Here is a 26,913-nt window from a genome sequence, read left to right on the forward strand (position 1 = left end):
AGAGAGCAGGGTGCTGGGCACCGAGCGCACCGGGCGCGCTCCCGCCTCACGACCTGCGGCGCGGCTTCCCCCGTTTGGCCGGCTTGCCGCCGCCCGTGCGGGCGCGCGCCGTGCGGCCGGCAGGCTTGCCGGACGACCTGGCCTGCGACTTCGCCGCCGGTGCCTGGCGGGTGCCGCCCTGGTCGGAGCGCTTGCGCTGGTCGTCGGCCGAGGGCTGCGCCGCCGTACGGCCCCGGGTGCTGTTGACCGTGCGTCCGCGCACGATGCCGATGAAGTCCTCCACCAGGTCGGTGGTGGCCTCCTCCGGCCAGGACAGGCCTATGCTCGACTGGGGGGCGTCGACGACCGGGCGGTAGGTGAGGTCCCGGCGGTGGTACAGGCGGGCCAGGGACTGCGGGACGACCAGGAGGCCGACGTTCGCCGCCACCAGCTCGATGGCGTCCGGGGTCGTGGCGGGCCGCTCGAAGGCCGGTTCACCGGGCGGGGCGTCCCAGTCGAAGACGTCGTCCAGAGGGTGGAAGAGCACCTCGTCGGCGAGGTCGGCCAAGGTCACCTCGTCCGCCGCCGTGATCAGGTGGTCCTTGGGGACGACGACCACCGAGGTCTCGCTGTAGAGCGGGATCGCGCTGAAGAACGTACGGTCGACCGGCAGCCGGACGAAGCCCGCGTCGGCCTCCCCCGCGCGCAGCACCTCGGGCGCCTCGGCGGCCGGGACCTGGACGAGGGTGAGCGGGATGTCGGGCAGGCGCTCGTTCCAGATCCTCACCCACTTGGCGGGCGTCACTCCGGGAACGTACGCGAGCCGGAACGACGGTGAATCCTCCGAGCCTGTCACCCGGCCAGGTTACCGGCCCCGGCCGGAACCCTCCGCCACCGGCCGCCGCCAGGCACCGTCACCGGCCGTCACCAATCCTGGTCACCGGCCGTGGTCGGCCCTTCCGTACGCGGCCGATACCCTGGACGGTATGAAGTCGCAGCAGAGCACCCAGACGATGAAGCCCGCGACCGCGGCGAAGAAGCTGGGTGTGTACCTCCCCGCCACCCCCGCCTCCTTCCAGGAGGGCGTGGTGACGCGCGCCGAGCTGAACGAGTTGCAGGCCAACCCGCCGGAGTGGCTGCGCGAGCTGCGGAGCAACGGCCCCCACCCGCGTCCGGTGGTGGCCGCCAGGCTGGGTGTGTCCATCGCGGGCCTGGCCCGGGGCGGGGTCATCGAGCCGCTGACCACCGAGCAGATCGAGGCGCTCAGGCAGGAGCGGCCCGAGTGGCTGGAGAAGGAGCGCGCCACCCAGGCGGAGGTCCGCAAGGAGGCCGCGCGACTCAAGGACCTGAAGAAGGAGAAGGCGGCGAAGGCGGAGAGCGGCGCCGAGCGCGGCTGATCCGTCCGCCCGTCCCCGACGCCCTCCGGCTCCGCCCGGGGGGCGTTGTCCGTTGTCCGGGCGAGGAACTCCAGGCGAGGAACCGGCACGCGAAAGGGCGACACCGGACGGGCCGCCGTTCCCCCGTACCGGCGGCCCTTCGGACACGCTGTGTCCGACCGGGCCGGTGTCGCCGGGTTGAAGTCTGCGACAGCCGGGGACCGCAGGGATATGCGTACAACTACGTACGCCGACGGGGAGGACGGGTACGCAAGGCAACCGGAGAGGAACCCCCGTGCGGCTGGAGAAGGCCTACGAGCGCATGATGGCCGTCGCCGTGGCGGCACTGCACGAACGGGAACCCGAGCGGCTGTGGCCGATGGTGGCCGGAACGCTCGCGGACGTGTGCGGCGGTGAGGCGGTCATCCACAAACGGGACGAGTGGAGCGAGAGCGAGGGCACGATCGGCACACTGCCGGACGCCGCCGCCGCCGAACTGGCCCGGCTCGGGGACGCCGACCTGCGCCTGCTGCGGGCGGGCTATCCCTTCGCCGGTCACTACGCGGCCGGAACCGACCGGACGCCGGTCAGCGCGCACCGGGCGGCGGGCCGTACCTGGCCCTCCAGCCCGACGGCCCGCCTGCTCAGCGAGGTCCTGGACGTCGACCATGTGCTGGGCGTGCCGCTGCCGGGGAGCGCCGCCCCGATCACCGGATGCCTGGTGTACCGCGCCGGTACGGACTTCAGCGACGACCACCTGCTCGTCGCCGAGCGCGCGCAGCCGCTGCTGGCGGCGGTCGAACGGCAGCGGCAGCTGCTGGAGGAGTGGCGGCGGGCGCTCGGCCCGGCCGGCGCACCGGACCAGCGGGCGGCGGACTGCGCGCTGACCCCGCGCGAGACCGCCGTCCTGCTGCTGCTCACGGACGCGCTCACCGCCGACTCGATCGGCCGCCGCCTCGGCATCTCGGTCCGCACGGTGCACAAGCACGTCGAGAACATCTACCGCAAGCTGGGCACCCGCGACCGCGTCGGCACGGTGCTGCGGGCCCAGCGGCTCGGCCTGGTGCCGATGCCCGGTCCGGCCGAGGCCTCCTGAGCCCGCCCTTCATGACGCGGCACCACTCCATCCGGTGAGCCGGCCTCCATCCGCTGAGCCGGCGAGGCCCAGCCCGGTGAGCCTGCGGCCGTCGACGGCGGGGCCACGCAGCTCAGCCGAGGAAGCTCAGCCGGACCCGGCGGTCCGGGTTGTCCTTGTTGGTGTCCACCAGGCACACCGACTGCCAGGTGCCCAGCTCCAGGCGTCCGCCGATCACCGGGAGAGTCGCGTGCGGCGGCACGATGGCGGGCAGGACGTGGTCGCGGCCGTGGCCGGGGCTGCCGTGCCGGTGCTGCCAGCGGTCGTCGGCGGGGAGCAGGGTGTGCAGGGCGGCGAGGAGGTCGTCGTCGCTGCCTGCACCCGTCTCGATCACGGCGATTCCGGCAGTGGCGTGCGGGATGAAGATGTTGAGCAGACCGTCGCGGCCGGCCGCCGCCTCCCGCAGGAATTCCTCGCAGTCGGCGGTGAGGTCGACGACGCGTTCCCGGCTACCGGTGGAGACGTTCAGCACGCGCGTGGTGAAGGCATCGGACATGCCACCATCCTGACCCATGCGCCGGTTTCCACACCTCGACGCGTTCACCGAGTCGAAGCTGATCCCGGGGAAGATCGACTTCGCCGGCTTCGCGGACCCCCGGTAAACGGCGAGCTGCCGCCGTCGACGACCCCGGCCAAGGGCTGAGCAGCCGGGAAGATCCGTGCGCGGCTCGCTGTTGCTTGAGGCGTGAACGAAGTGCGCGAGGTCGAGGTCGTCGTCATCGGTGCCGGTCAGGCGGGTCTGGCCGCCGCCTATCACCTGCGGCGCACCGGTTTCGAGCCGGGCCGCGACGTCGTCGTCCTCGACCACTCCCCCGGTCCGGGCGGCGCCTGGCAGTTCCGGTGGCCTTCGCTGACCTTCGGCAAGGTGCACGGGATGCACGCGCTGCCCGGCATGGAGCTGACCGACGCCGACCCGGCGCGGCCCTCGGCGGAGGTCGTCCGGGAGTACTTCGACCGGTACGAGCGCACCTTCGACCTGCGGGTGCGGCGGCCCGTGGACGTGCGCGCGGTGCGTGAGGGCACCGGCGGGCGGCTGCTCGTGGAGACGTCGGACGGTACCTGGTCGACGCGGGCGCTCATCAACGCGACCGGCACCTGGGACCGGCCGTTCTGGCCGCGTTACCCCGGGCAGGAGACCTTCCGCGGCCGACAGTTGCACACCGCCCAGTACGCCGGTCCGGAGCAGTTCGCCGGGCAGCGGGTGGTGGTCGTGGGCGGGGGCGCCTCGGGCACCCAGCATCTGCTGGAGCTGGCCCCGTACGCCGCCGCGACCACCTGGGTCACCCGGCGGCCCCCGGTCTTCCGCGAGGGCCCGTTCGACGAGGAGGCGGGCCGTGCGGCCGTCGCACTGGTGGAGGAGCGGGTCCGTCAGGGGCTGCCACCGCGCAGTGTCGTCTCGGTCACCGGGCTGCCGCTGAACGACGCCGTCCGGCAGGGTCTCGCGGACGGGGTCCTGGTCCGGCAGCCGATGTTCGACCGGATCACTCCGGACGGCGTGGAGTGGCGTGACGGCCGGCGGGTGTCCGCCGATGTGATTCTGTGGGCGACCGGGTTCCGGGCCGCGCTCGACCATCTCGCTCCGCTGCGGCTGCGCGAGCCGGGCGGCGGCATCCAAGTGCAGGGCACTCGCGCGGTCGCCGATCCGCGGATCCACCTCGTCGGCTACGGCCCGTCGGCCAGCACCATCGGGGCCAACCGGGCCGGGCGCGCGGCCGTCCGGGACATCAGGCGGCTGCTCGCCGAGGAACAGCTCGCCGCGTGACGTCCCGCCGGCTCAGCGAGTCGCGGGCTGCGGGGTCGAGGGCGCGGAAGGAGGCGCCGGCGGGCCGTCACCGGTCGGCTGGGACGTCCCCGCGTTCTGGTGGAGGGCGTTGAACTCGGCCACGTTGCGCAGGTGCGTGTTGTAGTCCGCCGTGAAGCGGGTGTCACCGGGCGCGACCGTGACGAAGTACAGCCAGTCGCCCGGCGTCGGGTTGAGCGCGGCGCGCATCGCGTCCTCGCCGGGGTTGTCGATCGGCGTGGGCGGCAGGCCCATGCGCTGGTGGGAGTTGTACGGGTTCTCGGTCTGGGTGTCGGTCTGGGTGTCGTTCTTGCCGGTGCCGGCGGTGTCGCGGTTCAGCGCGTAGTGGAGGGTCGAGTCCATTTGCAGTGGCATTCCGCTGTTCAGCCGATTGAAGATGACCCGGGCGACCTTGCCCATGTCCGCCTTCGTGGAGGCCTCGGCCTGGACGATGCTGGCGATGGTGACCGCCTGGTAGACGTTCACCGCGTTGCGCTGGGCCCCGGCCGCGACGGGTGCGCCGTTGAACTTCTGGTCCGCGGTGTCGATCATGAGCTGGAGCAGGGACTGGGGCGTCGCCCCCTTCCGGACGGGATACGTCGCCGGGAAGAGATAGCCCTCCGGGTTGCCCCCGGCCTCGTTCGGCAGTTTCAGGGCGGCCTTGCCGAGGGAGGCGCGGGTGCTGCCCGAGGGCAGCTGGAGGGCCTTGTCGATCGCGTCGTAGACCTGGTTCGCGCGCCAGCCCTCCGGGATGACCAGCGTGGCGGGTTTCGCCTGCTCGCGGTCGGTTGCCAGTGTCAGCAGCGGCACCGCCACGGCGGTGCCGGCCACGACGGCGCCGGCCACGACGACGGCGAGTCTGCCCCGGCGTGTCAGTCGGGTCCTGCTCCGTGACGGAGTGTTCGTCTGCATGCGGGCACGGTAATACGCATATCCTCACAAACCCGGCATATGTTCAGTTTGTCGGTCGCGGTCGCGTGTTCAGTTCGTGGGTTGCAGTTGCGCGTCCCGGCGCACCAGGGCCGCGTAGCGGCCGTCCCGCTCCAGGAGTTCCTCGTGCGTGCCGCGTTCGGCGACCCGGCCGGAGTCCAGCACCACGATCTGGTCGGCGCCGCGGATCGTGGACAGGCGGTGGGCGATGGTGATGGTCGTGCGGTCGGCCGACAGCGCGTCGATGGCCTCCTGGACGGCGGCCTCCGTACGGTTGTCGAGGGCGCTCGTCGCCTCGTCCAGGATGAGGACCGGAGGGTCGCGCAGGATGGTGCGGGCTATCGCGAGGCGCTGCTTCTCGCCGCCGGAGAAGCGGTGGCCGCGTTCGCCGACGACCGTGTCGTAGCCGTCGGGCAGCGCCGCTATGTGGTCGTGGATCTGTGCCGCCCGCGCCGCCGCGTGCAGCTCCTCGTCGGTGGCGTCGGGCTTGGCGAAGCGCAGGTTGTCGGCGACGGAGGCGTGGAAGAGGTACGTCTCCTGCGAGACGACGCCGACCGCGCGGGCGAGGGTGTCGAAATCGAGGTCGCGGACGTCGACGCCGTCCAGGGTGACGCGGCCGCCGGTGACGTCGTACAGGCGGGGCACCAGATAGCCCAGCGTGGACTTGCCGGCGCCGGTCGGGCCGACGACGGCGAGGCTGCCGCCGGCCGGCACGGTGACGTCGACGCCGTCGAGGACCGGGCCGCCCTTGTCGTCGTAGCGGAACTCGACGTCCTCGAAGCGGACTTCGCCCTTGATCTGGTCGAGGTGGACCGGCCGCTCGCGCTCGGTGATGTCGACCGGCAGGTCCAGATACTCGAAGATGCGCTGGAAGAGCGCCAGCGAGGTCTGGATCTGGACGCCCGTCGCGAGCAGGCTCACGGCCGGGCGGAACAGGCCCTGCTGGAGCGAGACGAAGGCGACGATGGTGCCGAGGGACACCTCGGGGCCGCCGAACTGGAGGGCGAGGCCGGCGGTCCAGTAGATGACGGCGGGCATCGCGGCCATCACGATCGTGATCACGGCCATGCGCCAGCGCCCGGCCATGTTCGACCGCACTTCCAGGTCGACCAGGCGCTCGGACTCGTCCGCGAAGGACTCGGTCAGTGAGTCGGAGCGGCCCATCGTGCGGCCGAGCAGGATGCCGCTGACCGAGAGCGACTCGGTCACCGTGGCCGCCATCGCGGCCATCTGTTTCTGCCGCTGGGTGGTGATCTTCTTGCGTTCGTTGCCGACACGGCGGCTGATCCACACGAACGCCGGCAGCAGGAGCAGCGAGACGATCGTCAGCCGCCAGTCCAGGGCGACCATCGCGACGATCGTGGCGACCACACTGGTGGCGTTGGACACCAGGGAGGTGGCGGTGGAGGTGACGGTGGCCTGCATGCCGCCGATGTCGTTGGCGATGCGGGACTGCACCTCGCCGGTGCGGGTGCGGGTGAAGAAGGCCAGCGACATGCGCTGGAGGCGGCCGTAGACCGCGGTGCGCAGGTCGTGCATGACCCGCTGGCCGACGGTGGTCGAGATCAGGGTCTGAAGCACGCCGAAGACGCCGGCCAGGACGGCGCTGACGATCATGCCGAGTGCGAGCAGGCTCAGCAGGCCGGTGCGGCCCTGCGGGATCGCGACGTCGAGCGTCTCCTTCAGCAGGAACGGTGTGGCCACCGAGACCAGCGACGACGCGCCGACGAGCAGGCCGACGATCGCGAGCCGCCCGCGATAGGGACGGAAGAGCCGCAGGATGCGGCGCACCTGCCGGGGCTGTTCGCCGGCGTCGGCAGGTGGGGTCCAGGAAGGTTCACGGTCGGGGTGCATGGGCTCCTACGGGGGTGAGCGGGCGCCGGTCAGGGGTCGGCCGACGGGCACGGAACGGATCGTAGCTCATTGTTACCTATACTCACAATGAACGGCATCCTGATATTGTTCCCGCATGACCACCCCCGATCCCGACGGCCTGCTCGCCGAGCAGTTGCTGCGGCTCACCCGCCGGGTGCACCGCATCCAGAAGCGCCATCTGGAACAGCGCGACCTGGGCGTCACCCCGGCCCAGTCCCGGCTGCTGCGCACCCTCGCGCACTACGGCTCACCTCCGCGCATGGCCGACCTCGCCGAGCGCCTGGAGGTCGTGCCCCGTGCGGTGACGACGCTGGTCGACGGGCTGGAGGCGAGCGGCAAGGTACGGCGGGTGCCGGATCCGGCGAACCGGCGCGTGACCCGGATCGAGCTGACGGACGAGGGGCGCGCGACCCTGTGCGAGCTGCGCGGCGCCCGCCGCTCGGCGGCCGAGGAGATACTGGCTCCGCTGACGGAGAAGGAGCGCCAGGTGCTCGGCGTCCTGCTGGACAGCCTGATCGACGGGGACGCCGCCCAGCGCTGCTGACGGACGACGACCCCCTGCCCCGCCCCCGGCGTGACGGCGATCCCCGCCCCGTCCAGCCCAGCTCCGCGGGCCGCCGCGCGGGTGGCGCACGGATGGCGCGCAGGAGGCGCGCGCCCGCCAGGCGTCTCAGCAGCGGCTGCGGTCCTCCGTCAGCACCCCCTGAACCGTGCGCAGCGAACGGTCGTAGCAGCCGTCCGAGCCGAGAAGGCGGTAGCGCTCGGCCGACGTGCCGACCGCGTGCCGCTGGTCGCGCGGGACGTTGACCGTGTACGTGGCGTCACCGCTGTAGGTGTCGTCCAGCCGCGACCACGCGGTACGCCGGCCGCCCTCGCGGGTCACCACCGACGCCCGGTCGCCGAGCGTCAGCACGGTGCGCAGCCGGTCGTCCGCGCCCAGCGTCGTGGCGCCGTTCATGGTGTACGTCCGGTGCGTGCGGGTCGTCCGCGCGGGGCCGTGGCCGGTGACGCCGACCACCTCGTCGTCGGTCCAGTTCGCGTCGAGTCCATCCAACGCCTCGCCGTCGGTCCAGCGGTGGACGGAGGTGTGGGCGAGCGTCCGGGTGACGGTGGTGGTCACGCGGCCGTGCGAGGTGTCCAGGTATCCGGAGACGGTGAGCCGGTGCCCGGCCTCGGTGCGTACGCGGTTCTCCGCACCAGGGGTGAAGGCGGAGGAGTCGGCGAGGTCGGTCGCCTCGTCCTCGGTGAGCGCGCCGGACACGTGGGCGCGGTGCGCGTCCCGCCAGACGAGCACGTTCACCGGGGCGCTCCAGCCCGACTGTCCCGCGGGCACGCCGACGACGGACACCTCGACACGGTGCGGGCGGCCGTCGTTGAGGAGGCCGGCGAAGGGCGTGAGGTCGTACTCGATCGGCCGGACGTCGAAGGCGCGCGGGGCCGGGACGACGTACCAGAGGAAGGGGTTGGACCAGCCGCCCGTCCACACGTTCGGGAACGGCGCCGCGATGCCGGCGAGCCGGCCGTCGACGCTGACCTGCACCTCGCGGTACGGGCCGCGGTCGGCCTTGCACGAGTACGGCGCCGGGTCGGCGACGGTCAGGTACCAGAACTCCTCGCAACCGCCGCCCGAGCCGGTCGCGTACACCTCGGCGACGATGCGTTCGCTGTTGCGCGGGGTGGTGAGCGTGGCGCCGGCGGGCGTGTCGGCGAGAGTGAGGACGCGGTCGGGAGCGGGTGCCGTGGGGCGTCCCGCGTAGAAGGTCAGCGTGACGTGGACGTCGATGACCCCGGTGTACGTGTCGTCCACGACGTTGCCGATCAGCATCTCGACGTCCTGGGCGCTCCGGAAGGTGTCGCTGTAGCGGGTGACGTCCTTCTCGACGTGCCACGCGATGCCGTCGGGCGACGGCTCCGGCGTGGAGGTGCGCAGAATCTCGACGCCACCGACACGTAGATAGCCGAGCCGGTCGTACTGACGGCCCTTCACCTTGCCGTCGAGGCGCAGGACGACCTTGCTCCAGCGGTCGCCGCAGCCCTCGGGGGATGTGTACGCGCCCCGGTAGGGCGTGAAGTCGCGGAACCGGGCGTCGGCGAGGGTGACCTGGCAGGACGTGGTGTGCGGCCGGTCGACGGGCGGTGCCGCGGTCACCGGGTCGTGCCAGTCGGTGCCGAACTCGGCGGGTACGTCGGCGGCTTGAGCGGTCGGGGTTCCCGTGCCGAGGAGCGCGCTCACCAGGAGGGTCGCCCCGGCGAGCATGGACATGACGATCCGTCTTCTCATGGCCGGTGTTCTACGGGCAGACCGGCCGCCCCGCAATGACGCCTCGGACAGATCGGCGCGATGAGGATAGTTACCTCACAGTCATGGGCGAACACCAAGAAAGGGCACTTGTGGTGATATAAGAGGATCTTACTGGCATAGTGCCGTCATGGAGATCACCAAGGGGTCATGCGAGGGATCGGGACACCAGGAATCCCGGCAGGAGCGCCCCCGTCATGTCCTCCGCACCCGTCGCGCGACCGTGGCCCTCACCCTCGCCGGAGCGGGCGCGCTGACCGGTGCCGCCGTCTTCGCGGGCGTGTTCCCGCACGGAGCCGACGGCTCACCGGCCCCCGGTCCGGCCGCCTCGTCGGGCCCTCCCCCGACCCCGGGCGCACCAGGCATCGGCGACCCGCTCATGCCGCTCGCCGGCAACGGCGGCTACACCGTACGCCGTTACACCCTCGACTTCGACTGGCGGGCGCCCCGCACGCCCTTCGAGGCCGCCGCCACCATCAGCGCCACCGCCACACAGGCCCTGTCCCGGTTCGACCTGGACTTCGCGGGCAACGCGCTGCGCCACGTCACCGTCGACGGCAGGCCGGCCACCGCGAAACGCGACGGCGACGAACTCGTCGTCACGCCCGCGCGGCCGATCCCGCACGGCGGCACGTTCACCGTCCGCGTCGCCTACACCGCCGACCCGACGCAGGGACGGCACCGCGACGACGCGATCCAGGACTACGGCTGGGTACCCACGCCCGACGGCACCATGGTCTGCGCCCAGCCCGACGGGGCGCGCATGATCTTCCCGGCTAACGACCACCCGAGCCTGCGGGCGCCGGTCACGTTCCACATCACCACCCCGCCGGGGCTCAGCGCGGTGGCCAACGGCCGGCTCGTCGGCACCGCCCGGCGGCCCGACGGCCGCACCCGGTGGACGTACGACTCGGAGCAGCCCATCGCGGCGCAACTGGTCCAGCTGGCGATCGGGAAATTCACGTTCGTCGACAGCAGCGGCCCGCGCGGGCTGCCCGTCCGTGACGTGGTCCCGGACGACCTGGTCACGGACACCGAGGAGTACCGCTCGCTCACCCCGGAGCATCTTGCCTGGCTGGAACGGCGGCTCGGCCCGTACCCGTTCCGCCGCTACGGCGTGCTGGTCGGGGACACCGACCTGCCGGTGGCACTGGAGACCCAGTCGCTCTCCGTCGTACCCCGGGACGACCTGCTGGGCGACCGGGTCGACGCCGAACGCAATCTCGTCCACGAGCTGACCCACCATTGGACGGGTGACAGCGTCGCCATCCGGCGCTGGTCCGACCTGTGGCTGAGCGAGGGTCACGCCCGTTTCTACGAACGCCTGTACTCCGACGAGCACGGTGGCGTGAGCCTGGAGTCGGTGATGCGGGCGGCGTACGAGCAGCACGACCAGTGGCGGCACGACGAAGGGGCGCCGGCCGAGCCCACCGAGGCGACGCTCTTCAAGGTGATGCGGTACGACGGCTCGGCGCTGGTGCTGTTCGCGCTGCGGGAGAAGGTCGGCGCGGAGACCTTCGAGAGGATCGAGCGCGCCTGGGTGACCGAGTACCGGGGCCGTACGGCCGGCACCCGGGACTTCGTCGCGCTCGCGTCCCGGATCGCCGGCGAGGACCTGACACCGTTTCTGCGTCCGTGGCTGTACGGCGCGCACACCCCGCCCATGCCGGGCCACCCCGACTGGCAGGTGGACCCGGTCGAGGACTGAGCCGGCGGCGGTCGCGCGTGGTTGCCCCAGGCAGCCGAGTCGCTGCCGCCGACCGGGTGGCCTGCGCCCGACCGCTGGTCCACCCCGGTGACGTTCGCCACGACACGGCGCCCGGGGCACGGAAACGTACAAGGGGTGGCGCTACGGGCAACTCCTTTGTCCTGGTGCGATCGAGCGTGGTTGGGAGAGCCTCTGCGATGAGAAGAAATGTTTCTGCACATGTCCCCGGTGCCATTCGGAGGTGCCGCCGTAAGGCTTGTGTGATCGCGGGGGCGGCTCTGCTGCCGCCGCTGCTGATCCTCCCGATGTCCGGCGCCGACGACACGGCGGACCAGCGTCTGGAGGACGCCTTCACGAACGCCGCGCGTGAGTTCCACGTGCCGCGCAGTGTGCTCATGAGCGTGTCCTACATGCAGTCGCGCTGGGACTCACACCCGGGCACACCCAGCGTCGCCGGTGGCTTCGGGCCGATGCACCTGGTGGACACCGACCGCGTCCAGGCCTCGGCAGCGCCGTCCGAAAAGCAGGCACCGCTCGACGACCAGGCCCGGCCCCGCACGGGCGCGGCGGGAACGCCCGCCACGGGCGCCTCGGCGGGCCACGCCGTGCAGCCCGCGGACCTGCGGAACGCGGCACGCCTGATCCAGGTCCCGGCCGGCCGTCTGCGCACGGACGCCGTCGCCAACGTCCGCGGCGGAGCGGCACTCCTGGCCGCCACGCAACGACAGCTCGGCAAGCCCCTGAGCACCGACCCGGCGGACTGGTGGGAGACGGTGGCGCGCTTCCCGGGCACACGTGACGTCGCGTCAGCCGCGGCCTACGCCGATGACGTCTTCGCCTTGATCCGGCGGGGAGCACACCGCACCACCGCCGAAGGACAGGACGTCACGCTCCCCGCCACCCCCAGCTTGCAGCCGCACCCCCACACCCCCCGGGCACAGGGCCCACAGCGGCCGAAGCAGGTCGAGTGCCCCGCCGAACTGGCCTGTGACTGGCTCGGCGCGCCGTACGAGGAGATCGACGACGGCGACTACGGCAACCACGACCTGGCCGACCGGCCCAGGGACCAGCCGATCGAGTACATCGTCATCCACGACACCGAGGCGGAGCTGCCGAGCATGCTCCAGACGGTGCAGGACCCCACGGAGTCGTCGTGGCACTACTCGATCCGCTCCAGCGACGGCCATGTCACCCAGCACGTCAGGACCAAGGACGAGGCCTGGCACTCCGGCAGCCAGTTCGTGAACGCCCGCTCGATCGGCATCGAGCACGAGGGGTTCCTCACGCAGCCCGGAACCTGGTACACGGAGCGGATGTACCAGGCCTCGGCGCGCCTGGTGCGGTACCTGGCGCAGAAGTACAGCATCCCGCTCGACCGGCAGCACATCTTCGGCCACGACAACGTCCCCGCTCCGACCGCCGACACCATCCCCGACATGCACGACGACCCCGGTCCCTTCTGGGACTGGCGGCACTACTTCGACCTCCTCGGCGCGCCGCTGAAGGCCACGGCGGGTCCGGACAGCGACATGGTGACGATCCTGCCGGACTTCGCCCGGCACAAGCCCGAATACACGGGGTGCGGCGGCAGCGGTAAACCCTGCCCGCCGCACGGCTCCAGCGCCGTCCGCCTGTACACGGAACCGAACGAGAAGGCCCCGCTGATCCAGGACCCGGGCCGCAAGCCCGACGGCGAGGACTCCACGAAGGACGTCAACGACCTGGGCTCACGCGTCTCCACCGGCCAGACATTCGCCGTCGCCGACCGCAACGGCGACTGGACGGCGATCTGGTTCCAGGGGCGGAAGGCGTGGTTCAAGAACCCCAGGAACCACCCGACCGCCGTCGGTGCGAGCGGGCGCATGGTCACGCCGAAGGAAGGCCTGGACGAGATCCCGGTGTACGGCCGTGCCCTGCCGGAGGAGGAGGCCTACCCCGAGGACATGGACGAGCCGACCGAGTCGCCGCTCCCGTACCCCCTCCTGGCGGGCCAGCGCTACGTGACCCAGGCCGGTGTCGGCAGTTCCTACACCGCCAAGTCCTTCAGCGACACGCCCAACCCGGTGGTGTGGGGCCGCGAGAGGTACTACGAGATCCAGCTCGGCCACCGGCTCGCGTACGTCCGGGCCAGCGACGTGGACGTGGTGAACTCGTCCGGCGCGGCAGGACCGCAGGGGCAGAAGGCCGCCCGCCCGGACGGGAGCTGACGTCACGGAGGCCGGGACCCGGCTCCCGCGCGAAGGGGCTGCGGCACGGCGCCTTCACCGGGCCGTCAGGTGCGCTCTGTCTCCCATCACCACGACCGGGTGACGAGCCGGGTCCAGCGTGCGCAGCAGGAACCGCATGGCCTCCTTGGAGACGCTGACACAGGCCGAGGTGCCGCTGCCGTGGTCCATGTGCAACCAGATGCCGCCGCCCTTGCCCTGCCCCCAGGGGCGGGTGGGGTCGCGCGGCGGGGTGCCCTTGCGGCGGTTGTAGTCGATGGCGATGACGTAGTCGAAGTCGTGCTGGTGGGCCTCGTCCCACCCGTCCGGGGGCGCGTACGCGCCCTCGTCCTGGTCGTAGGACAGCCGGGTGCCCGGGTCGGCGAGCACACCGCCCGCGTCCGTGAGGGTGAACACACCGACCGGGCTGCGCTGATCGCCCTCATGGTGGTCCGTGGTCCAGCCCTTGCGCCCGTTGTGGGCGGGCCAACTGCCCGCCCGGCGCCAGTACGCGCCCTGCCGGGTGTACAGCACGACTCTGGAGTCGGCCGAGTCCTCCTTCGTGCCGTACACCGCCACGACCTGACCGGAGTCGGCGGGAATCCGTCGGTACAGGCGGTCGCCGACGCCCGGGACGCGGGTCGGGTCGGGCATGGACTCGGGGGACCCAGCGGGTGTCCGTCCGGCCGGGCCATGGGCACCGCGCGCGTCGTGGGCGGGGGCGGTGGTGCCGCAGGCGGAGAGCGCCGCGAGGAGGGTGCCGGCGGCCGCCACCGCGACCGTCATACGCCGCACACTGTCGATCTGCACCCGCCCATGCTGTCATCACGAACCCGCCGAATGTGCGAAGTTCCGGACAATCACCGTGCCGGGTGGCAGGGCCGCGCGAGGTGATACGCCTGCACGGCGCTTGACAGGCGGGGCCGCGGGGCCCGGCCGGAACGGCAGGTGCTGGCCGGAACGCGGCGAATTGCGTGGGCCCCGGAGAAAACCGTTTGAAATTCACCACTCTGCGACGCGAACCTTTCACGGCTTGTCGCCGCTCACCGCGGCGTTCCGCTCCTTCCCCTGCCCTTGACACGAGCCACTGGGACGTCATGCAGATTCAAGACCTTCCGTATCCCGATCCGGGCGTGCCCGACGCGCGTTCGGGTCCCCGATTCCTGTGGTGGCTCTGGCGCAACCAGCTGGGCGGGCAGCTGAAGTCGCTCGCCTGGGGCCTGCTGCACTTCGTCTCCGTCTCCGCCCTCCCCTTCTGCGTCGGTCTCGCCGTACAGGCGGCCGTCGACCGCTCCGGCACCCGGCTCGCCCTGACGGGTGGTCTGATGCTGCTGTGCGGAACGGGCATCGCCGTCGGCGACACGTTCCTGCACCGGGCCGCCGTCACCAACTGGATCACCGCCGCCGCCCGCGTCCAGCAGCTGCTGGCGCGCAAGGCCGCCCAGCTGGGCTCCGCCCTGACCCGGCGCGTGGCCGCCGGTGAGGTGGTGGCCGTCTCCACCGGTGACGTCGAGAAGATCGGCTGGTTCGTCGAGGCCGTCTCCCGGTTCACCGCCGCCGCGCTGACGGTCGTGGTCGTCTGCGTCAGCCTGCTCGTGTACCAGCCCGCGCTGGGCGTGGTCGTCGCCGTGGGCCTGCCGGTCGTGGCCCTCGCGGTACTGCCCCTCCTGCCCCGGGCGACGCGCCGCGCCGACGTGCAGCGCGAGAAGGCGGGGCGGGCCACCGAGCTGGCCTCGGACACCGTCGCGGGCCTGCGGGTGCTGCGCGGCATCGGCGGCGAGGAGCTGTTCCTCGACCGCTACCGCCGGGCCTCGCAGGAAGTCCGGCACGCCGCCGTCCGCAGCGCCCGGATGTGGTCGCTGATCTCCGCCGTCCAGGTGCTGCTGCCCGGCCTGCTGCTGATCGCCGTCGTCTGGCACGGCATCGGCCTGGCCCGCCAGGGCCGGATCACGGTCGGCGAACTCGTCACGGTCTACAGCGCGGTCATGATCCTTAACTACCCGCTGCGGCACTTCGAGGAGATCGCCATGGCGTACTCCTTCTCCCGCCCCTCCGCCAGACGCGCCGCTCGTGTGCTGTCGCTGGAGCGGTCCACGGCCACCGACGGCACCCGCGCGGCCGAGGTACCGGGCGGCGACCTGTACGACCCCGCGACCGGTCTGCTCGCTCCCGCCGGCCGGTTCACCGCCGTCGTGTGCGGTGACCCGGACGCGGCGGGCAGGCTCGCCGAACGGCTGGGCGGCCACCCCACGGAGCCGGGCCGCTCGGTGCTGCTCGGCGGCGTCTCCCTGGACGAACTTCCCCTCGACAGCGCCCGGACCGCCGTCCTCGTCCAGGACAAGGACCCGGTTCTCCTCTCCGGCACGCTGCGCGAACTGCTCGACGTGCCCGCCTCCGGTGCCGTACGGGCCGAGGACGCGCTGGCGGCGGCCCAGTGCGAGGACGTGCTGGACGCGCTCGTGCAGGGTTCGCTGGACGCGGCCGACCCGATGGACGCCCGGATCACCGAGCGCGGACGGTCCCTTTCCGGCGGCCAGCGCCAGCGGCTGGCCCTGGCCAGGTCGCTGATCACCGATCCGGAGGTGCTGGTGCTGGACGAGCCGACCTCCGCGGTCGACTCGCACACCGAGGCCCGGATCGCGGACGGGCTGCGCCGACTGCGGTCGGGACGGACGACGGTGGTGTTCACCTCCTCCCCGCTGCTGCTCGACCGCGCGGACCGGGTCGTCCTGGTGCACGACGGCGAGGTCGTGGCGGTCGGCGTGCACCGCGAACTGATCGAGGGCGACCCGCGGTACCGGGCCGTGGTGACCCGTGAGACCGACGAGGAACTGGCCGCGACCGACGAAGGCGTGCTGCTGGACGCGCTCCAGGAGCTGGAAGAGATCGAGGAGAGCGCATGATCGGCGTTGCGCCACCGGCGTACGACCCGGCGGCCCCGACGACCGCCACCACCCTGCCCGTCGGCGCCGCCGCGACGGTACGCGCCTACGTCACCGAGCTGTTCCGCCGGCACCGCCGGGCCTTCCTGCTGCTCATCGCCGTCAACACCGTGGCCGTGATCGCCTCCATGGTGGGCCCGTACCTGCTCGGCGGTCTGGTCGAGCGGGTGACGGACGAGGACAGGGATCTTCATCTCGGCCTGACCGCCGGCCTGTTCGTGCTCGCGCTGGCCGTGCAGGCCGGGTTCGTCCGGCAGGTGCGACTGCGGGGCGCGATGCTCGGCGAGCGGATGCTGGCCGACCTGCGCGAGGACTTCCTCGTGCGGTCCGTCGGACTGCCGCCGGGCGTGCTGGAGCGGGCGGGCACCGGCGACCTGCTCTCCCGCATCACGACCGACATCGACCGGCTGGCCAACGCCATGCGCGAGGCCGTGCCGCAGCTGGCCATCGGTGTCGTGTGGGCCCTGCTGCTGCTCGGCGGGCTGGTCGTGACGGCCCCGCCGCTGGCCGCCGCCGTGCTGCTCGCCGTCCCGGTCCTGGTGATCGGCTGCCGCTGGTACTTCAAGCGGGCGCCGTCCGGCTACCGCTCGGAAGCCGCCGGGTACGCCGCCGTCGCCGCCGCGCTCGCCGAGACCGTGGACGCGGGCCCCACCATCGAGGCGCACCGCCTCGGCGCAGGCCGGGTGGCCCTGTCGGAGCGGCGGATTTCGCAGTGGGTCGCGTGGGAGCGCTACACCCTCTGGCTCCGCTCCGTACTCTTCCCGGTCATCAACACCGTCCACCTCCTCGTGCTCGGCTCGGTCCTGATGGTCGGCGGTGTCTTCGTCCTGCACGGCTGGATCGGGGTGGGCCAGCTGACCACCGGCGCGCTGATCGCGCAGATGCTCGTCGATCCGGTGAACCTGATCCTGCGCTGGTACGACGAGGTGCAGGTCGCCCAGGTGTCGCTGGCCCGGCTGGTCGGGGTGCGGGACATCGAGCCGGAACCCGGGGAGGCCGCGCTGGCCCCCGACGGACGGGTCGTGCACGCCGACCGGGTGCATTTCGGCTACCGCGAGGGCGTCGACGTGCTGCGCAAGGTCTCCCTGGAGGTCGCGCCGGGCACCCGGCTCGCCCTGGTCGGCCCGTCCGGCGCGGGCAAGTCCACGCTGGGCCGGCTGCTCGCCGGGATCTACGCACCCCGGGACGGCCGGGTCACCCTGGGCGGGGCTGAGCTGTCCCGGATGCCCGCGGAACGCGTCCGCTCGCATGTCGCCCTCGTCAACCAGGAGCACCACGTCTTCGTGGGTTCCCTGCGCGACAACCTCCTGCTGGCCCGCACCGACGCGTCGGACGCCGAGCTGTGGGCGGCCCTCGGCGCGGTCGACGCGGACGGGTGGGCACGGGCGCTGGACGACGGCCTGGACACCGAGGTGGGCTCCGGCGGCCTGGCGCTGACCCCGGCGCAGGCCCAGCAGATCGCGCTGGCCCGGCTGGTGCTGGCCGATCCGCACACGCTGGTCCTGGACGAGGCGACCTCGCTCCTCGACCCGCGCGCGGCCCGTCATCTCGAACGCTCCCTGGCGCGTGTCCTGGACGGCCGCACCGTGGTGGCCATCGCCCACCGTCTGCACACCGCCCATGACGCCGACGTGATCGCCGTCGTGGAGAACGGCCGCATCAGCGAGCTGGGCAGCCACGAGGAGCTGGTCGCGGCGGAGGGCGCGTACGCGGCGCTGTGGCGGTCTTGGCATGGGTGAGGTTGGGATGGCGGGGGCGAGGTGGCTGGACCGAGGGGGCTGGGGGTAGCTGGGGCGGCGAGGTCGGTGGAGGTGGCTGGGCCGACGGGGTCGCCGGGGGCGGCGGGCCCTGCGACGAAAGGGCGAGCTTGATTGCCTTCGTCGGCTCGGTCGGCTCGGCTGGCTCGGTCGGTTTGGTCCGCCTCAGCCAGCTTGGTCGGCTCGGCCAGCTTGGTCGGCTCGGCCTGCTCGGCCGACTCGCTTCGCTTGATCGGCTCGGCCGACTTGCTCGGCTGGAGCCGGTTGCTCCCGTCGGTCTGGTCGGCCGAGGGCGAAGCCTGACCTCGCGAGCATGTGAACGGCCCCCGCCGCCGTGTCCCCCGGAAACCGGGTCCCGCGGCCGGCGGGTTGCCGGGGCCGGGACGGAGTGGGTCCGGCCCCGCCCCGGTGCACGGGCGGGCGGCCCCGCCGGGACCCGTGCCGTTGCGCGGTGCCGAGCAGGGGTGGAAGGCTGGAAAGCGGCACCGGCTCGGGGTGCGTCCCGGAACCTTGCAGTTCGCGGCGTTTCCCCTGTCCAGCGTGCCGACGGCCCGCCGCCCACTGGGGCGGCACCGGGCCGTGCTCACCACCTGGAGGTAGTCGTGGACACGGACGGCTGGGGGGACGACGTCTACCAGCCCGATCCCTCGGAGATCCGGGAGGACTCGGGGGTGCTCGACGTCGAGGACACACTGGATTTCGACGGCGTCGCCGACCCTCTCGACCGCGGCTGGTCCCCTCCCGAGCGCCCGTGGGCGGTCGAGCACACCGGCGTGACGGCGGCCGAACGTCAGGCGGGCGAGACCCTCGACCAGCGGCTCGCCGAGGAGCAGCCGGACCTCGCCGCTTCCGACAGCGACGGCATCGGTGACTGCGACGGCACGGACGGCGAGCTTCTGGACAACGAGGTCGGCAACTTCCGCTCCGGCCGGCTGGTGGCCCCCGACGAGGGCACGCACGAGGACGAGGAGGCCGCGCTCGTCGCGACCGACGTCGGCATCGACGGTGCCGCCGCCTCCGCCGAGGAGGCCGCGGTGCACATCGTCGACGAGGACTCCCTCCCCGGCTGAGCCGGACCCTTCGGCCGCCCCCGCCCCGAGCGCCCCGCACAAGGAGCCGCCATGCAGCAGGACAAGCACCCCGACTACCACCCCGTGGTCTTCCGCGACCGCGCCGCCGGCTACGCCTTCCTCACCCGGTCCACCGCGCAGAGCGAGCAGACCATCGAGTGGGACGACGGCCAGACCTACCCGGTGATCGACGTGGAGATCTCCTCGGAGAGCCACCCCTTCTACACGGGCAAGGCCCGCACGGTCGACACCGAGGGCCGCATCGCCCGCTTCGAGCGCCGGTACGGCGGGGCGGACGCGGGCGAGGCGACCTGACCCGGAGGGCTCCCTCAGATCACGTTGAGGGCCGCGGCGCAGCCCACCCCCCCGAGCAGCATGAACGCCGGCATCAGCACCTTCAGCTCGACCCAGCTGCCCGCCCGGAACCGGATCGCCTTCGGCGGCCCCACCGGGTACCAGCGCTTGCGGCCGACCGGGATCGGCCACAGGATCGGGCAGCCGGACACGGTCAGCGCGTCCCCGATGTCGTGCACGAGCGCGCCCAGCACGATCGGCAGCCCCAGCCAGAGGTACTCCTGCCCGGGCGCGGTGAACAGCCAGTCCGAGCCGTTGCCCGGCTTGTCGAGGACTCCGGCCAGGATCCACGCGCTGGTCGCCGCCAGCAGCCAGACCAGGACATCGCTGCTGGAGCCCCGCGCCGCCCGCCACAGCAGACCTTCGATGGCGAGCACCATGTGCGCGAACAGGATCGCCAGCACCGCCCAGCGGCCCCCCATGATCGCCGCGGCCGAGCAGCCGGCGCCGATCAGGACCGCCCACAGCCAGGTGTGCGTCAGCGTACGGTGGCCGCCGGAGCGGCGCGGGTCGCCCTGCTTCCTGGTCGCCTTGTAGACGGCGTACGACAGCTTGTCCACGATCTCGCAGAGCCCGCGGGAGAGCGGCCCGAAGGCCCGGGAGATGGTGGCGGCCTTGTGATCGAGGTCCGGGGCGAGCGCGGCGCCCGCGCAGATCAGGGCGCCGCAGAGGAGGACCGGCCAGGGCATCGGGTGCCCGGCCGCCGCGGTGGCGGCACCGACGCCGAGCCAGGCCGCGGCCCCCGACAGTGAGTGTGCTGGTCCCATCATGGCCGCTTCCCGCCCCATTCCTCGTGTGCCGCTGACCAGTTGACCTGGTGCGCTGACGCTGCGTCGGCGACACAGCGTAGCGGTCGTGATCTTCGCATCCGCAGCCGATTCCCCGCTCGGGCGGAAGGCCAGGCAAGATGGGGGCGTGACCCTCATCGATCAGCTGCCGCCGACCGCCGACCCCGACGCCCTGTACGAAGCCTTCGAGTCGTGGGCGCAGGAGCGCGGCCTCACCCTCTACCCCCACCAGGAAGAGGCGCTGATCGAGGTGGTCTCCGGGGCGAACGTGATCGTCTCGACGCCCACCGGCTCCGGCAAGAGCATGATCGCCGCGGGCGCGCACTTCGCCGCGCTGGCCCGGGACGAGGTCACCTTCTACACGGCACCGATCAAGGCCCTGGTGTCGGAGAAGTTCTTCGAGCTGTGCAAGCTCTTCGGCACCGAGAACGTGGGCATGCTCACCGGCGACGCCTCCGTGAACGCCGACGCGCCGGTCATCTGCTGCACCGCCGAGGTGCTGGCATCGATCGCGCTGCGCGACGGCAAGAACGCGGACGTCGGCCAGGTCGTCATGGACGAGTTCCACTTCTACGCCGAGGGCGACCGTGGCTGGGCCTGGCAGATCCCGCTGCTGGAACTGCCGCAGGCGCAGTTCATCCTGATGTCGGCCACTCTGGGCGATGTGTCCTTCTTCGAGAAGGACCTCACCCGCCGCACCGGCCGCCCCACCTCGGTGGTCCGCTCGGCGACCCGCCCGGTGCCCCTCTCCTACGAGTACAAGCTGACCCCGCTCACCGAGACGCTCACCGACCTGCTGGAGACCAAGCAGGCCCCGGTGTACATCGTGCACTTCACGCAGGCGCAGGCCGTGGAGCGGGCGCAGGCGCTCATGAGCATCAACATGTGCTCGCGCGAGGAGAAGGACCGGATCGCCGAGTTGATCGGCAACTTCCGCTTCACCACCAAGTTCGGCCGCAACCTCTCCCGTTACGTCCGGCACGGCATCGGTGTGCACCACGCCGGCATGCTGCCCAAGTACCGGCGCCTGGTGGAGAAGCTCGCCCAGGCCGGTCTGCTGAAGGTCATCTGCGGCACGGACACGCTCGGCGTGGGCGTCAACGTGCCGATCCGCACCGTGCTGTTCACGGCGCTGACCAAGTACGACGGCAGCCGGGTGCGCACGCTGCGGGCCCGTGAGTTCCACCAGATCGCCGGCCGGGCCGGCCGGGCCGGCTTCGACACGGCGGGGCTCGTGGTCGCGCAGGCGCCGGAGCACGTCATCGAGAACGAGAAGGCGCTGGCGAAGGCGGGCGACGACCCGAAGAAGCGGCGCAAGGTGGTGCGCAAGAAGGCGCCGGAGGGCTTCGTCGGCTGGACGGAGAACACCTTCCAGAAGCTGATCGAGTCGGAACCGGAGCCGCTGACCTCGCGATTCCGGGTGACGCACACGATGCTGCTGTCGGTGATCGCCCGTCCGGGCAACGCGTTCGAGGCGATGCGCCATCTTCTGGAGGACAACCACGAGCCGCGTCGGCAGCAACTGCGGCACATCCGCCGGGCGATCGCGATCTACCGCTCGCTGTTGGACGGCGGGATCGTGGAGAAGCTGGACAAGCCGGACAGCGAGGGCCGCATCGTCCGGCTCACTGTCGACCTCCAGCAGGACTTCGCGCTGAACCAGCCGCTGTCCACGTTCGCCCTGGCCGCCTTCGAACTCCTCGACCCCGAGTCGCCGTCCTACGCGCTCGACATGGTCTCCGTCGTCGAGTCCACCCTGGACGACCCGCGGCAGATCCTCGTCGCCCAGCAGAACAAGGCGCGCGGCGAGGCCGTGGCCGCGATGAAGGCGGACGGCGTGGAGTACGAGGAGCGCATGGAGCGCCTCCAGGACATCACGTACCCCAAGCCGCTGGAAGAGCTGCTCTTCCACGCGTACAACACCTACCGCAAGAGCCACCCGTGGGTCGGCGACCACCCGCTGTCGCCGAAGTCGGTGGTCCGGGACATGTACGAGCGGGCGCTGTCCTTCACCGAGCTGGTGTCCTTCTACGAGCTGGCCCGCACCGAGGGCATCGTGCTGCGCTACCTCGCCAGCGCCTACAAGACCCTGGATCACACCATCCCGGACGACCTGAAGTCCGAGGATCTTCAGGATCTGATCGAGTGGCTGGGCGAGATGGTGCGCCAGGTGGACTCCAGCCTGCTGGACGAGTGGGAGCAACTCGCCAACCCGGAGGAGATGACCGCCGAGGAGGCCCAGGAAAAGGCGGACGAGGTCAAGCCGGTCACCACCAACGCCCGCGCCTTCCGCGTCCTGGTCCGCAACGCCATGTTCCGCCGCGTGGAGCTGGCCGCCCTGGACCAGGTCGAGGAACTCGGCGAGCTGGACGCCGAGTCCGGATGGGACGCCGAGGCGTGGGGCGAGGCGATGGACAAGTACTGGGACGAGTACGACGACCTCGGTACCGGACCCGACGCCCGCGGCCCCAAGCTGCTCGTCATCAACGAGGAGCCGGAGAACGGCCTCTGGCGCGTCCGTCAGATCTTCGACGACCCGAACGGCGACCACGACTGGGGCATCAGCGCGGAGATCGACCTGGCCGCCTCCGACGCCGAGGGCCGTGCGATCGTCCGCGTCACCGATGTCGGCCAGCTGTGAGCCGTCCCCGGCCAGTGGCAAGCCAAGGAGTATCCCACCGATGACGAATCCGGCCGAGAGACTGGTCGACCTCCTCGACCTGGAGCAGATCGAGGTCAACATCTTCCGTGGCCGCAGCCCGCAGGAGTCCCTCCAGCGGGTCTTCGGCGGCCAGGTGGCGGGCCAGGCGCTGGTCGCGGCCGGCCGCACCACGGACGGCGAGCGCCCGGTGCACTCGCTGCACGCGTACTTCCTGCGCCCGGGCCGCCCGGGCGTGCCGATCGTGTACCAGGTGGAGCGGGTCCGCGACGGGCGCTCCTTCACCACGCGCCGGGTCACGGCCGTGCAGCAGGGCCGCACGATCTTCAATCTGACCGCCTCCTTTCAAGCCTGAGGAAGGACCGTTCGAGCACCAGCTGCCGCCGACCCGCGAGGTGCCGGACCCCGAGTCCCTGCCGACGGTCTCCGAGGAGGTCCGCAAGCATCTGGGGGCCTTGCCGGAGCAGTTGGAGCGGATGGCGCGCCGCCAGCCGTTCGACATCCGGTACGTCGACCGGCTGCGCTGGAACGCCGAGGAGATCAACGGCGCCGAGCCGCGCAGCGCCGTGTGGATGCGCGCGGTCGGCCCGCTCGGTGACGACCCGCTGATCCACACCTGCGCGCTGACCTACGCCAGCGACATGACCCTCCTGGACGCGGTACGCCTGCCGGTGGAGCCCCTGTGGGGCCCGCGGAACTTCGACATGGCCTCACTGGACCACGCCATGTGGTTCCACCGGCCGTTCCGCGCGGACGAGTGGTTCCTGTACGACCAGGAGTCGCCGATCGCCACCGGCGGGCGCGGCCTGGCCCGCGGGCGCATCTATGACCTGCGGGGACGGCTGCTCGTCTCGGTCGTCCAAGAGGGCCTGTTCAGGGCCCTGTAGCTCCCGCTCCCCACGGCCACGGCCCGGACCGGGTGTTCAGACCCGCGCGGGCCGTGCCGGCCGTGTGCTTCTCCGCCGCAGCCAGGCCCGAAGACCGCGGGACGAGGGTGACGGAGCGGGCCGCGCCGGCTCGTGGTCGCGGGGGGCGGGGGGCACGGCCGGCCGCACGGCCGACTCTCGGGGAACGACGTACAACTTCCTGGGCCGCACCCCCGACTCGGCCCGCCGCAAGGCCGACTCCGTGGGCACTGTCGCCGCCTCCATGAGCTGGGTCGCCACCGGCTTCGGAAGCCGCGTCCGCATCTCCAGGACGCGGGGCCCCAACTCCGGGGTGCGCCCCGCCGACTCCGGAGGCCGGGTCAACGGCTCGGGAGACGGTGTCGCCGATTCCGGGAACGGTGTCGCCCCACGCACCGACTCCGGGGAGGACCGCGCTGCCGACTTGGGAGGCGGTGCCGCCCTCTCCATCGACCGCGTCGCCAACTCCAGGGTCCTCGTCGCCGACTCCAGGGACCTCGTCACCTCTTCCGCAGGCCGGGTGACCGTCCGTGCCATCGGTGGGATGGGGCGTGCGGCCGTTCGGATCGTCGGCGGGACCCGGCGGGCGGCCGGGCGCGGGGCGGGCGAGCCGTCGCGGGCCTCCTCGACCGAGCGCGCCAACTCGCTGCGCAGCCAGCCGATCTCGTCCGCGTCCTGCGCCGTCATGATCCGCTCGGCAAGGTGCGCGGAAGGAGACCCGGGAACACCGCGCCCCGGTGGTACGGGCCGGAACCGGTTCAGATGGGCACGCTCGTACGGGTCCCTGACGACGTCGGCGACCTCGACGGGCGCGAGGAACGCGGCCACGGCCCCGGCGCGGGCCCACGGTTCCTCGGCCTGCCGCAGCAGGAATCCGACATGGCGTGCGCGCCAGTTGCGTGCCCGCAGATCCACTCCCGCCGCCAGCTGGCCCCTCAGGGTTTCGGGGGTGCGCCCCTTGAGCAGGTGTGCGTTCTCCGGTGTCGTCGCGAACTGGCGCAGTTCTTCCGCCAGATAGAGCCAGACCACGGCGCGATAGCGGTTCAAGTAGAACTTCACGGGCACGAGCAGGCCCAGGCGGGCGAGCCGGGTGAACCGGCCGGCCGGGATCTCCATGAGGGCGGCGCCCTCCGCCGTACCCACCACCTGCACCCGCTCGCGAAGGGACTCCGGGAAGCCGTCGTGTGCTCGGAGACGCTCGATCTCCGCGTGCTCCACACGACGGCCTCCTCCCCCGCCCTCGTCAGGCACGGTCCGGATGCGGCCGAGTTGCACGGCGAGGTCGAACTCGACTCGCTTGAGCCCCAGTTCGCGAGCGGCACGGCTCGGCGTGCGGGTGCTGGGGCGGGTTGGGTCGAAAGTGCTTGCCGACATGGACGTACTCCCCCGTGGAGTTGGTGGCTCACGCCTGGTGCGTTGGCCGTGCACTCACCGTAACCGGTTCGGCGCATGCCGTGGCGAGCCTGTGGATAACTCCACGAGGGCAGGAAAAGCCGCAGGTCAAAGGTCTGCGCTGGGTGACCTCTCGGGTTTCCTGGGATCGACGCCGAGGTGTTCACCGACCCGGTTGACGAGCAGGGTCATCTCGTAGGCGATCTGGCCGATGTCGACCTGGGCCCCGCTGAGTACGCACAGACAGCTGCCGGTGCCGGCCGCGGTCACGAACAGCACGGCGTCGTCGTACTCGATCATCGTCTGGCGCACCCTGCCCGCACCGAAGTGGCGTCCCGAGCCCTTGGCCAGGCTGTGCAGCCCGGATGCCACGGCGGCAAGATGTTCGGCGTCCTCGCGGCGTAATCCCGTGCTCGCCGCGGTGACCAACCCGTCGTTCGACAGGACCAGCGCGTGGCGTACGTGGTCCACCCGCTCGGTCAGATCGTCCAGGAGCCAGCCGAGACCCTGGTTCTGCGCCATGTCCTTCTCCCCGTGTGATGTCTCCCCCTGGCTGGAGGAACTCCCCGCCAGCCTTCCCCACCACCGGCGTGCGGGCAAGGAGGATGGACTCATGGCAGAGAAGATGACCGATGAGGAATGGCGGGCGTTCGTCCTGGACGGCACTCGCACCGGCAAGCTGTCCACCGTCCGCGCCGACGGAAGCCCGCATGTGGCCCCGATCTGGTTTCTGCTGGACGGGGACGAGCTGGTGTTCAACACCGGCAAGAACACGGCGAAGGGACGCAATCTGGCCCGTGACGGCAGGGTGGCCCTGTGCGTGGACGACGACCGTCCGCCGTTCCACTTCGTGGTGCTGAACGGCCGGGCCCAACTGTCGGAGGATCTGGCCGAGGTACGTCTGTGGGCGACCCGGATCGCCGCCCGGTACATGGGCGAGGACCGCGCCGAGGAGTACGGCGCCCGCAACGGCGTGCCGGGGGAACTGCTCGTCCGCGTGAGCATCGACAACGTGCTGGCCATGCGGGACGTCGCGGCCTGAGCGGCGGGCTCAGCCGACCGAGTCCAGGAGCCGGGCGGTGTGCATCCGCCCGGCGTACTCGACGAGCCTGATCAGCACTTCCTTGCCGGAGTCACGGTCGCGCGCGTCGCACAGCACCACGGGTGTGCCGTGGTCGAGGTCGAGCGCCCGGGTGACGTCGTGGGCGCCGTAGGAGCGGGCTCCAGTGAAGCAGTTGACGGCCACCACGAACGGGATGCGCCGGTGCTCGAAGTAGTCGACGGCCGGGAAGCAGTCCTCCAGGCGTCGGGTGTCCGCGAGGACCACGGCGCCGAGGGCCCCCTGGGCCAGTTCGTCCCACAGGAACCAGAAGCGGTCCTGTCCCGGTGTGCCGAAGAGGTACAGCGAGAGGCCGGAACGGATCGTGATGCGGCCGAAGTCCATGGCCACGGTGGTGGTGACCTTGTGGTCCACGCCGTCGGTGTCGTCCACCAGTTGACCGGCTTCGCTGAGCAGTTCCTCGGTGCGCAGCGGCCGGATCTCGCTGACGGCCCCCACCAGGGTCGTCTTGCCGACGCCGAAACCACCGGCGACCAGTATCTTCAGCGCCAGGGCGGAGGTGTCGCCTGCGGCGTCGGAGTGCTCGGAGACCATGATCACTTCTCTCGGGAGGGCCGGCTGCGGCCGGCGTCCGCGTGCTCCGGTGGTGAAGGCAGCATCATGACAACGGGGGTGCGTGGTGGGGTAAGGAGACCGAAGT

General features: G+C 71.8%; 21 protein-coding genes and 2 pseudogenes. 13 read left to right on the top strand and 10 right to left on the bottom strand.

The window, feature by feature from the left end; translation table 11 throughout:
• Nucleotides 1-46: 46 nt before the first annotated feature.
• Nucleotides 47-835: a LysR family substrate-binding domain-containing protein gene (locus tag ACZ4WH_RS14245; protein WP_468180088.1), complete on the bottom strand. Its 789-nt coding sequence runs from the start codon at nt 833-835 to the stop codon at nt 47-49.
• A 130-nt stretch (nt 836-965) separates the two neighbouring features.
• Between ACZ4WH_RS14245 and ACZ4WH_RS14250 the strand changes: the two genes are divergently transcribed.
• Nucleotides 966-1,376 carry a DUF5997 family protein gene (locus tag ACZ4WH_RS14250; RefSeq protein ID WP_468180090.1) on the top strand — a complete coding sequence of 137 codons (411 nt, stop codon included), beginning with the start codon at nt 966-968 and terminating at the stop codon, nt 1,374-1,376.
• Between the two features lie 274 nt (nt 1,377-1,650).
• The gene (locus ACZ4WH_RS14255) at nt 1,651-2,451 is read left to right on the top strand and encodes a helix-turn-helix transcriptional regulator (RefSeq protein WP_468180092.1); all 801 of its coding nucleotides are present in this window, start codon (nt 1,651-1,653) and stop codon (nt 2,449-2,451) included.
• A gap of 112 nt (nt 2,452-2,563) precedes the next feature.
• On the opposite strand, the gene ACZ4WH_RS14260 is transcribed toward ACZ4WH_RS14255, so the two are convergent.
• Entirely contained in the window at nt 2,564-2,986 is a 423-nt protein-coding gene (locus tag ACZ4WH_RS14260; protein WP_468180094.1) for a secondary thiamine-phosphate synthase enzyme YjbQ, read from the bottom strand.
• Between the two features lie 189 nt (nt 2,987-3,175).
• On the opposite strand from ACZ4WH_RS14260, the gene ACZ4WH_RS14265 reads away from it, so the two are divergent.
• Entirely contained in the window at nt 3,176-4,252 is a 1,077-nt protein-coding gene (locus ACZ4WH_RS14265; protein WP_468180096.1) for an FAD-dependent oxidoreductase, read from the top strand.
• A gap of 12 nt (nt 4,253-4,264) precedes the next feature.
• On the opposite strand, the gene mltG is transcribed toward ACZ4WH_RS14265, so the two are convergent.
• Both mltG and ACZ4WH_RS14275 read right to left on the bottom strand, forming a co-directional pair.
• Nucleotides 4,265-5,182 (bottom strand): endolytic transglycosylase MltG, encoded by a 918-nt coding sequence (mltG, locus tag ACZ4WH_RS14270; RefSeq protein ID WP_468180098.1) that lies wholly within the window; start codon nt 5,180-5,182, stop codon nt 4,265-4,267.
• 69 nt (nt 5,183-5,251) lie between these two features.
• Nucleotides 5,252-7,054: an ABC transporter ATP-binding protein gene (locus ACZ4WH_RS14275; RefSeq protein WP_468180100.1), complete on the bottom strand. Its 1,803-nt coding sequence runs from the start codon at nt 7,052-7,054 to the stop codon at nt 5,252-5,254.
• 115 nt (nt 7,055-7,169) lie between these two features.
• On the opposite strand from ACZ4WH_RS14275, the gene ACZ4WH_RS14280 reads away from it, so the two are divergent.
• Entirely contained in the window at nt 7,170-7,619 is a 450-nt protein-coding gene (locus tag ACZ4WH_RS14280) for a MarR family winged helix-turn-helix transcriptional regulator (protein WP_468180102.1), read from the top strand.
• Between the two features lie 126 nt (nt 7,620-7,745).
• Here the strand turns inward: ACZ4WH_RS14280 and ACZ4WH_RS14285 are convergent, their stop codons facing one another.
• The gene (locus ACZ4WH_RS14285; RefSeq protein ID WP_468180104.1) at nt 7,746-9,356 is read right to left on the bottom strand and encodes a peptide-N4-asparagine amidase; all 1,611 of its coding nucleotides are present in this window, start codon (nt 9,354-9,356) and stop codon (nt 7,746-7,748) included.
• Between the two features lie 148 nt (nt 9,357-9,504).
• Between ACZ4WH_RS14285 and ACZ4WH_RS14290 the strand changes: the two genes are divergently transcribed.
• Both ACZ4WH_RS14290 and ACZ4WH_RS14295 read left to right on the top strand, forming a co-directional pair.
• Nucleotides 9,505-11,082, top strand: coding sequence for a M1 family metallopeptidase (locus ACZ4WH_RS14290; protein WP_468180106.1), 1,578 nt, complete (start codon nt 9,505-9,507; stop codon nt 11,080-11,082).
• Nucleotides 11,083-11,342: 260 nt separating this feature from the next.
• A complete protein-coding gene (locus tag ACZ4WH_RS14295) occupies nt 11,343-13,289 on the top strand; it encodes an N-acetylmuramoyl-L-alanine amidase (protein WP_468180108.1) in 1,947 nt (648 codons plus the stop codon).
• A gap of 54 nt (nt 13,290-13,343) precedes the next feature.
• Here ACZ4WH_RS14295 and ACZ4WH_RS14300 read toward each other — a convergent pair whose 3' ends face one another.
• Nucleotides 13,344-14,072, bottom strand: coding sequence for a L,D-transpeptidase family protein (locus ACZ4WH_RS14300; protein ID WP_468180220.1), 729 nt, complete (start codon nt 14,070-14,072; stop codon nt 13,344-13,346).
• A 311-nt stretch (nt 14,073-14,383) separates the two neighbouring features.
• Between ACZ4WH_RS14300 and ACZ4WH_RS14305 the strand changes: the two genes are divergently transcribed.
• The 4 genes from ACZ4WH_RS14305 (at nt 14,384) to ACZ4WH_RS14320 (ending at nt 19,370) form a co-directional block, all read left to right on the top strand.
• Entirely contained in the window at nt 14,384-16,189 is a 1,806-nt protein-coding gene (locus ACZ4WH_RS14305) for an ABC transporter transmembrane domain-containing protein (RefSeq protein WP_468180110.1), read from the top strand.
• Nucleotides 16,186-17,967, top strand: coding sequence for an ABC transporter ATP-binding protein (locus ACZ4WH_RS14310; protein ID WP_468180112.1), 1,782 nt, complete (start codon nt 16,186-16,188; stop codon nt 17,965-17,967). The genes ACZ4WH_RS14305 and ACZ4WH_RS14310 overlap by 4 nt, the downstream gene beginning before the upstream one ends.
• A 620-nt stretch (nt 17,968-18,587) precedes the next feature.
• A complete protein-coding gene (locus ACZ4WH_RS14315) occupies nt 18,588-19,055 on the top strand; it encodes a DUF5709 domain-containing protein (protein WP_468180114.1) in 468 nt (155 codons plus the stop codon).
• Between the two features lie 51 nt (nt 19,056-19,106).
• Nucleotides 19,107-19,370 (top strand): type B 50S ribosomal protein L31, encoded by a 264-nt coding sequence (locus tag ACZ4WH_RS14320; RefSeq protein WP_468180116.1) that lies wholly within the window; start codon nt 19,107-19,109, stop codon nt 19,368-19,370.
• Between the two features lie 14 nt (nt 19,371-19,384).
• Here ACZ4WH_RS14320 and ACZ4WH_RS14325 read toward each other — a convergent pair whose 3' ends face one another.
• On the bottom strand, nt 19,385-20,179 hold the full coding sequence (locus ACZ4WH_RS14325; RefSeq protein WP_468180118.1) for a metal-dependent hydrolase: 795 nt from the start codon (nt 20,177-20,179) through the stop codon (nt 19,385-19,387).
• Nucleotides 20,180-20,324: 145 nt separating this feature from the next.
• Between ACZ4WH_RS14325 and ACZ4WH_RS14330 the strand changes: the two genes are divergently transcribed.
• Nucleotides 20,325-22,838, top strand: a complete 2,514-nt coding sequence (locus tag ACZ4WH_RS14330) for a DEAD/DEAH box helicase (RefSeq protein WP_468180119.1) — start codon at nt 20,325-20,327, stop codon at nt 22,836-22,838.
• 40 nt (nt 22,839-22,878) lie between these two features.
• Nucleotides 22,879-23,743, top strand: a pseudogene (locus tag ACZ4WH_RS14335) (acyl-CoA thioesterase).
• Between the two features lie 555 nt (nt 23,744-24,298).
• Here the strand turns inward: ACZ4WH_RS14335 and ACZ4WH_RS14340 are convergent.
• Together ACZ4WH_RS14340 and ACZ4WH_RS14345 are read right to left on the bottom strand one after the other, a co-directional pair.
• A pseudogene (locus ACZ4WH_RS14340) lies at nt 24,299-25,135 on the bottom strand (DUF6397 family protein); the annotation flags it as partial.
• A gap of 126 nt (nt 25,136-25,261) precedes the next feature.
• Nucleotides 25,262-25,675 (bottom strand): roadblock/LC7 domain-containing protein, encoded by a 414-nt coding sequence (locus ACZ4WH_RS14345; RefSeq protein WP_468180120.1) that lies wholly within the window; start codon nt 25,673-25,675, stop codon nt 25,262-25,264.
• 91 nt (nt 25,676-25,766) lie between these two features.
• Between ACZ4WH_RS14345 and ACZ4WH_RS14350 the strand changes: the two genes are divergently transcribed.
• The gene (locus ACZ4WH_RS14350; RefSeq protein ID WP_468180122.1) at nt 25,767-26,195 is read left to right on the top strand and encodes a PPOX class F420-dependent oxidoreductase; all 429 of its coding nucleotides are present in this window, start codon (nt 25,767-25,769) and stop codon (nt 26,193-26,195) included.
• Nucleotides 26,196-26,204: 9 nt separating this feature from the next.
• On the opposite strand, the gene ACZ4WH_RS14355 is transcribed toward ACZ4WH_RS14350, so the two are convergent.
• The gene (locus ACZ4WH_RS14355; protein ID WP_468180124.1) at nt 26,205-26,807 is read right to left on the bottom strand and encodes a GTP-binding protein; all 603 of its coding nucleotides are present in this window, start codon (nt 26,805-26,807) and stop codon (nt 26,205-26,207) included.
• Nucleotides 26,808-26,913: the final 106 nt, after the last annotated feature.

It is taken from the genome of Streptomyces sp. NPDC029138 (genome assembly GCF_055564375.1).

Bases quoted from the DNA above. Each gene is read 5' to 3' on its own strand.
- mltG (WP_468180098.1), bottom strand. From the start codon at position 5,182: ATGCAGACGAACACTCCGTCACGGAGCAGGACCCGACTGACACGCCGG.
- ACZ4WH_RS14290 (WP_468180106.1), top strand. From the start codon at position 9,505: ATGGAGATCACCAAGGGGTCATGCGAGGGATCGGGACACCAGGAATCC.
- ACZ4WH_RS14345 (WP_468180120.1), bottom strand. From the start codon at position 25,675: ATGGCGCAGAACCAGGGTCTCGGCTGGCTCCTGGACGATCTGACCGAG.
- ACZ4WH_RS14260 (WP_468180094.1), bottom strand. From the start codon at position 2,986: ATGTCCGATGCCTTCACCACGCGCGTGCTGAACGTCTCCACCGGTAGC.
- ACZ4WH_RS14320 (WP_468180116.1), top strand. From the start codon at position 19,107: ATGCAGCAGGACAAGCACCCCGACTACCACCCCGTGGTCTTCCGCGAC.
- ACZ4WH_RS14280 (WP_468180102.1), top strand. From the start codon at position 7,170: ATGACCACCCCCGATCCCGACGGCCTGCTCGCCGAGCAGTTGCTGCGG.
- ACZ4WH_RS14310 (WP_468180112.1), top strand. From the start codon at position 16,186: ATGATCGGCGTTGCGCCACCGGCGTACGACCCGGCGGCCCCGACGACC.
- ACZ4WH_RS14250 (WP_468180090.1), top strand. From the start codon at position 966: ATGAAGTCGCAGCAGAGCACCCAGACGATGAAGCCCGCGACCGCGGCG.
- ACZ4WH_RS14285 (WP_468180104.1), bottom strand. From the start codon at position 9,356: ATGAGAAGACGGATCGTCATGTCCATGCTCGCCGGGGCGACCCTCCTG.
- ACZ4WH_RS14305 (WP_468180110.1), top strand. From the start codon at position 14,384: ATGCAGATTCAAGACCTTCCGTATCCCGATCCGGGCGTGCCCGACGCG.
- ACZ4WH_RS14355 (WP_468180124.1), bottom strand. From the start codon at position 26,807: ATGGTCTCCGAGCACTCCGACGCCGCAGGCGACACCTCCGCCCTGGCG.
- ACZ4WH_RS14275 (WP_468180100.1), bottom strand. From the start codon at position 7,054: ATGCACCCCGACCGTGAACCTTCCTGGACCCCACCTGCCGACGCCGGC.
- ACZ4WH_RS14350 (WP_468180122.1), top strand. From the start codon at position 25,767: ATGGCAGAGAAGATGACCGATGAGGAATGGCGGGCGTTCGTCCTGGAC.
- ACZ4WH_RS14325 (WP_468180118.1), bottom strand. From the start codon at position 20,179: ATGATGGGACCAGCACACTCACTGTCGGGGGCCGCGGCCTGGCTCGGC.
- ACZ4WH_RS14300 (WP_468180220.1), bottom strand. From the start codon at position 14,072: ATGACGGTCGCGGTGGCGGCCGCCGGCACCCTCCTCGCGGCGCTCTCC.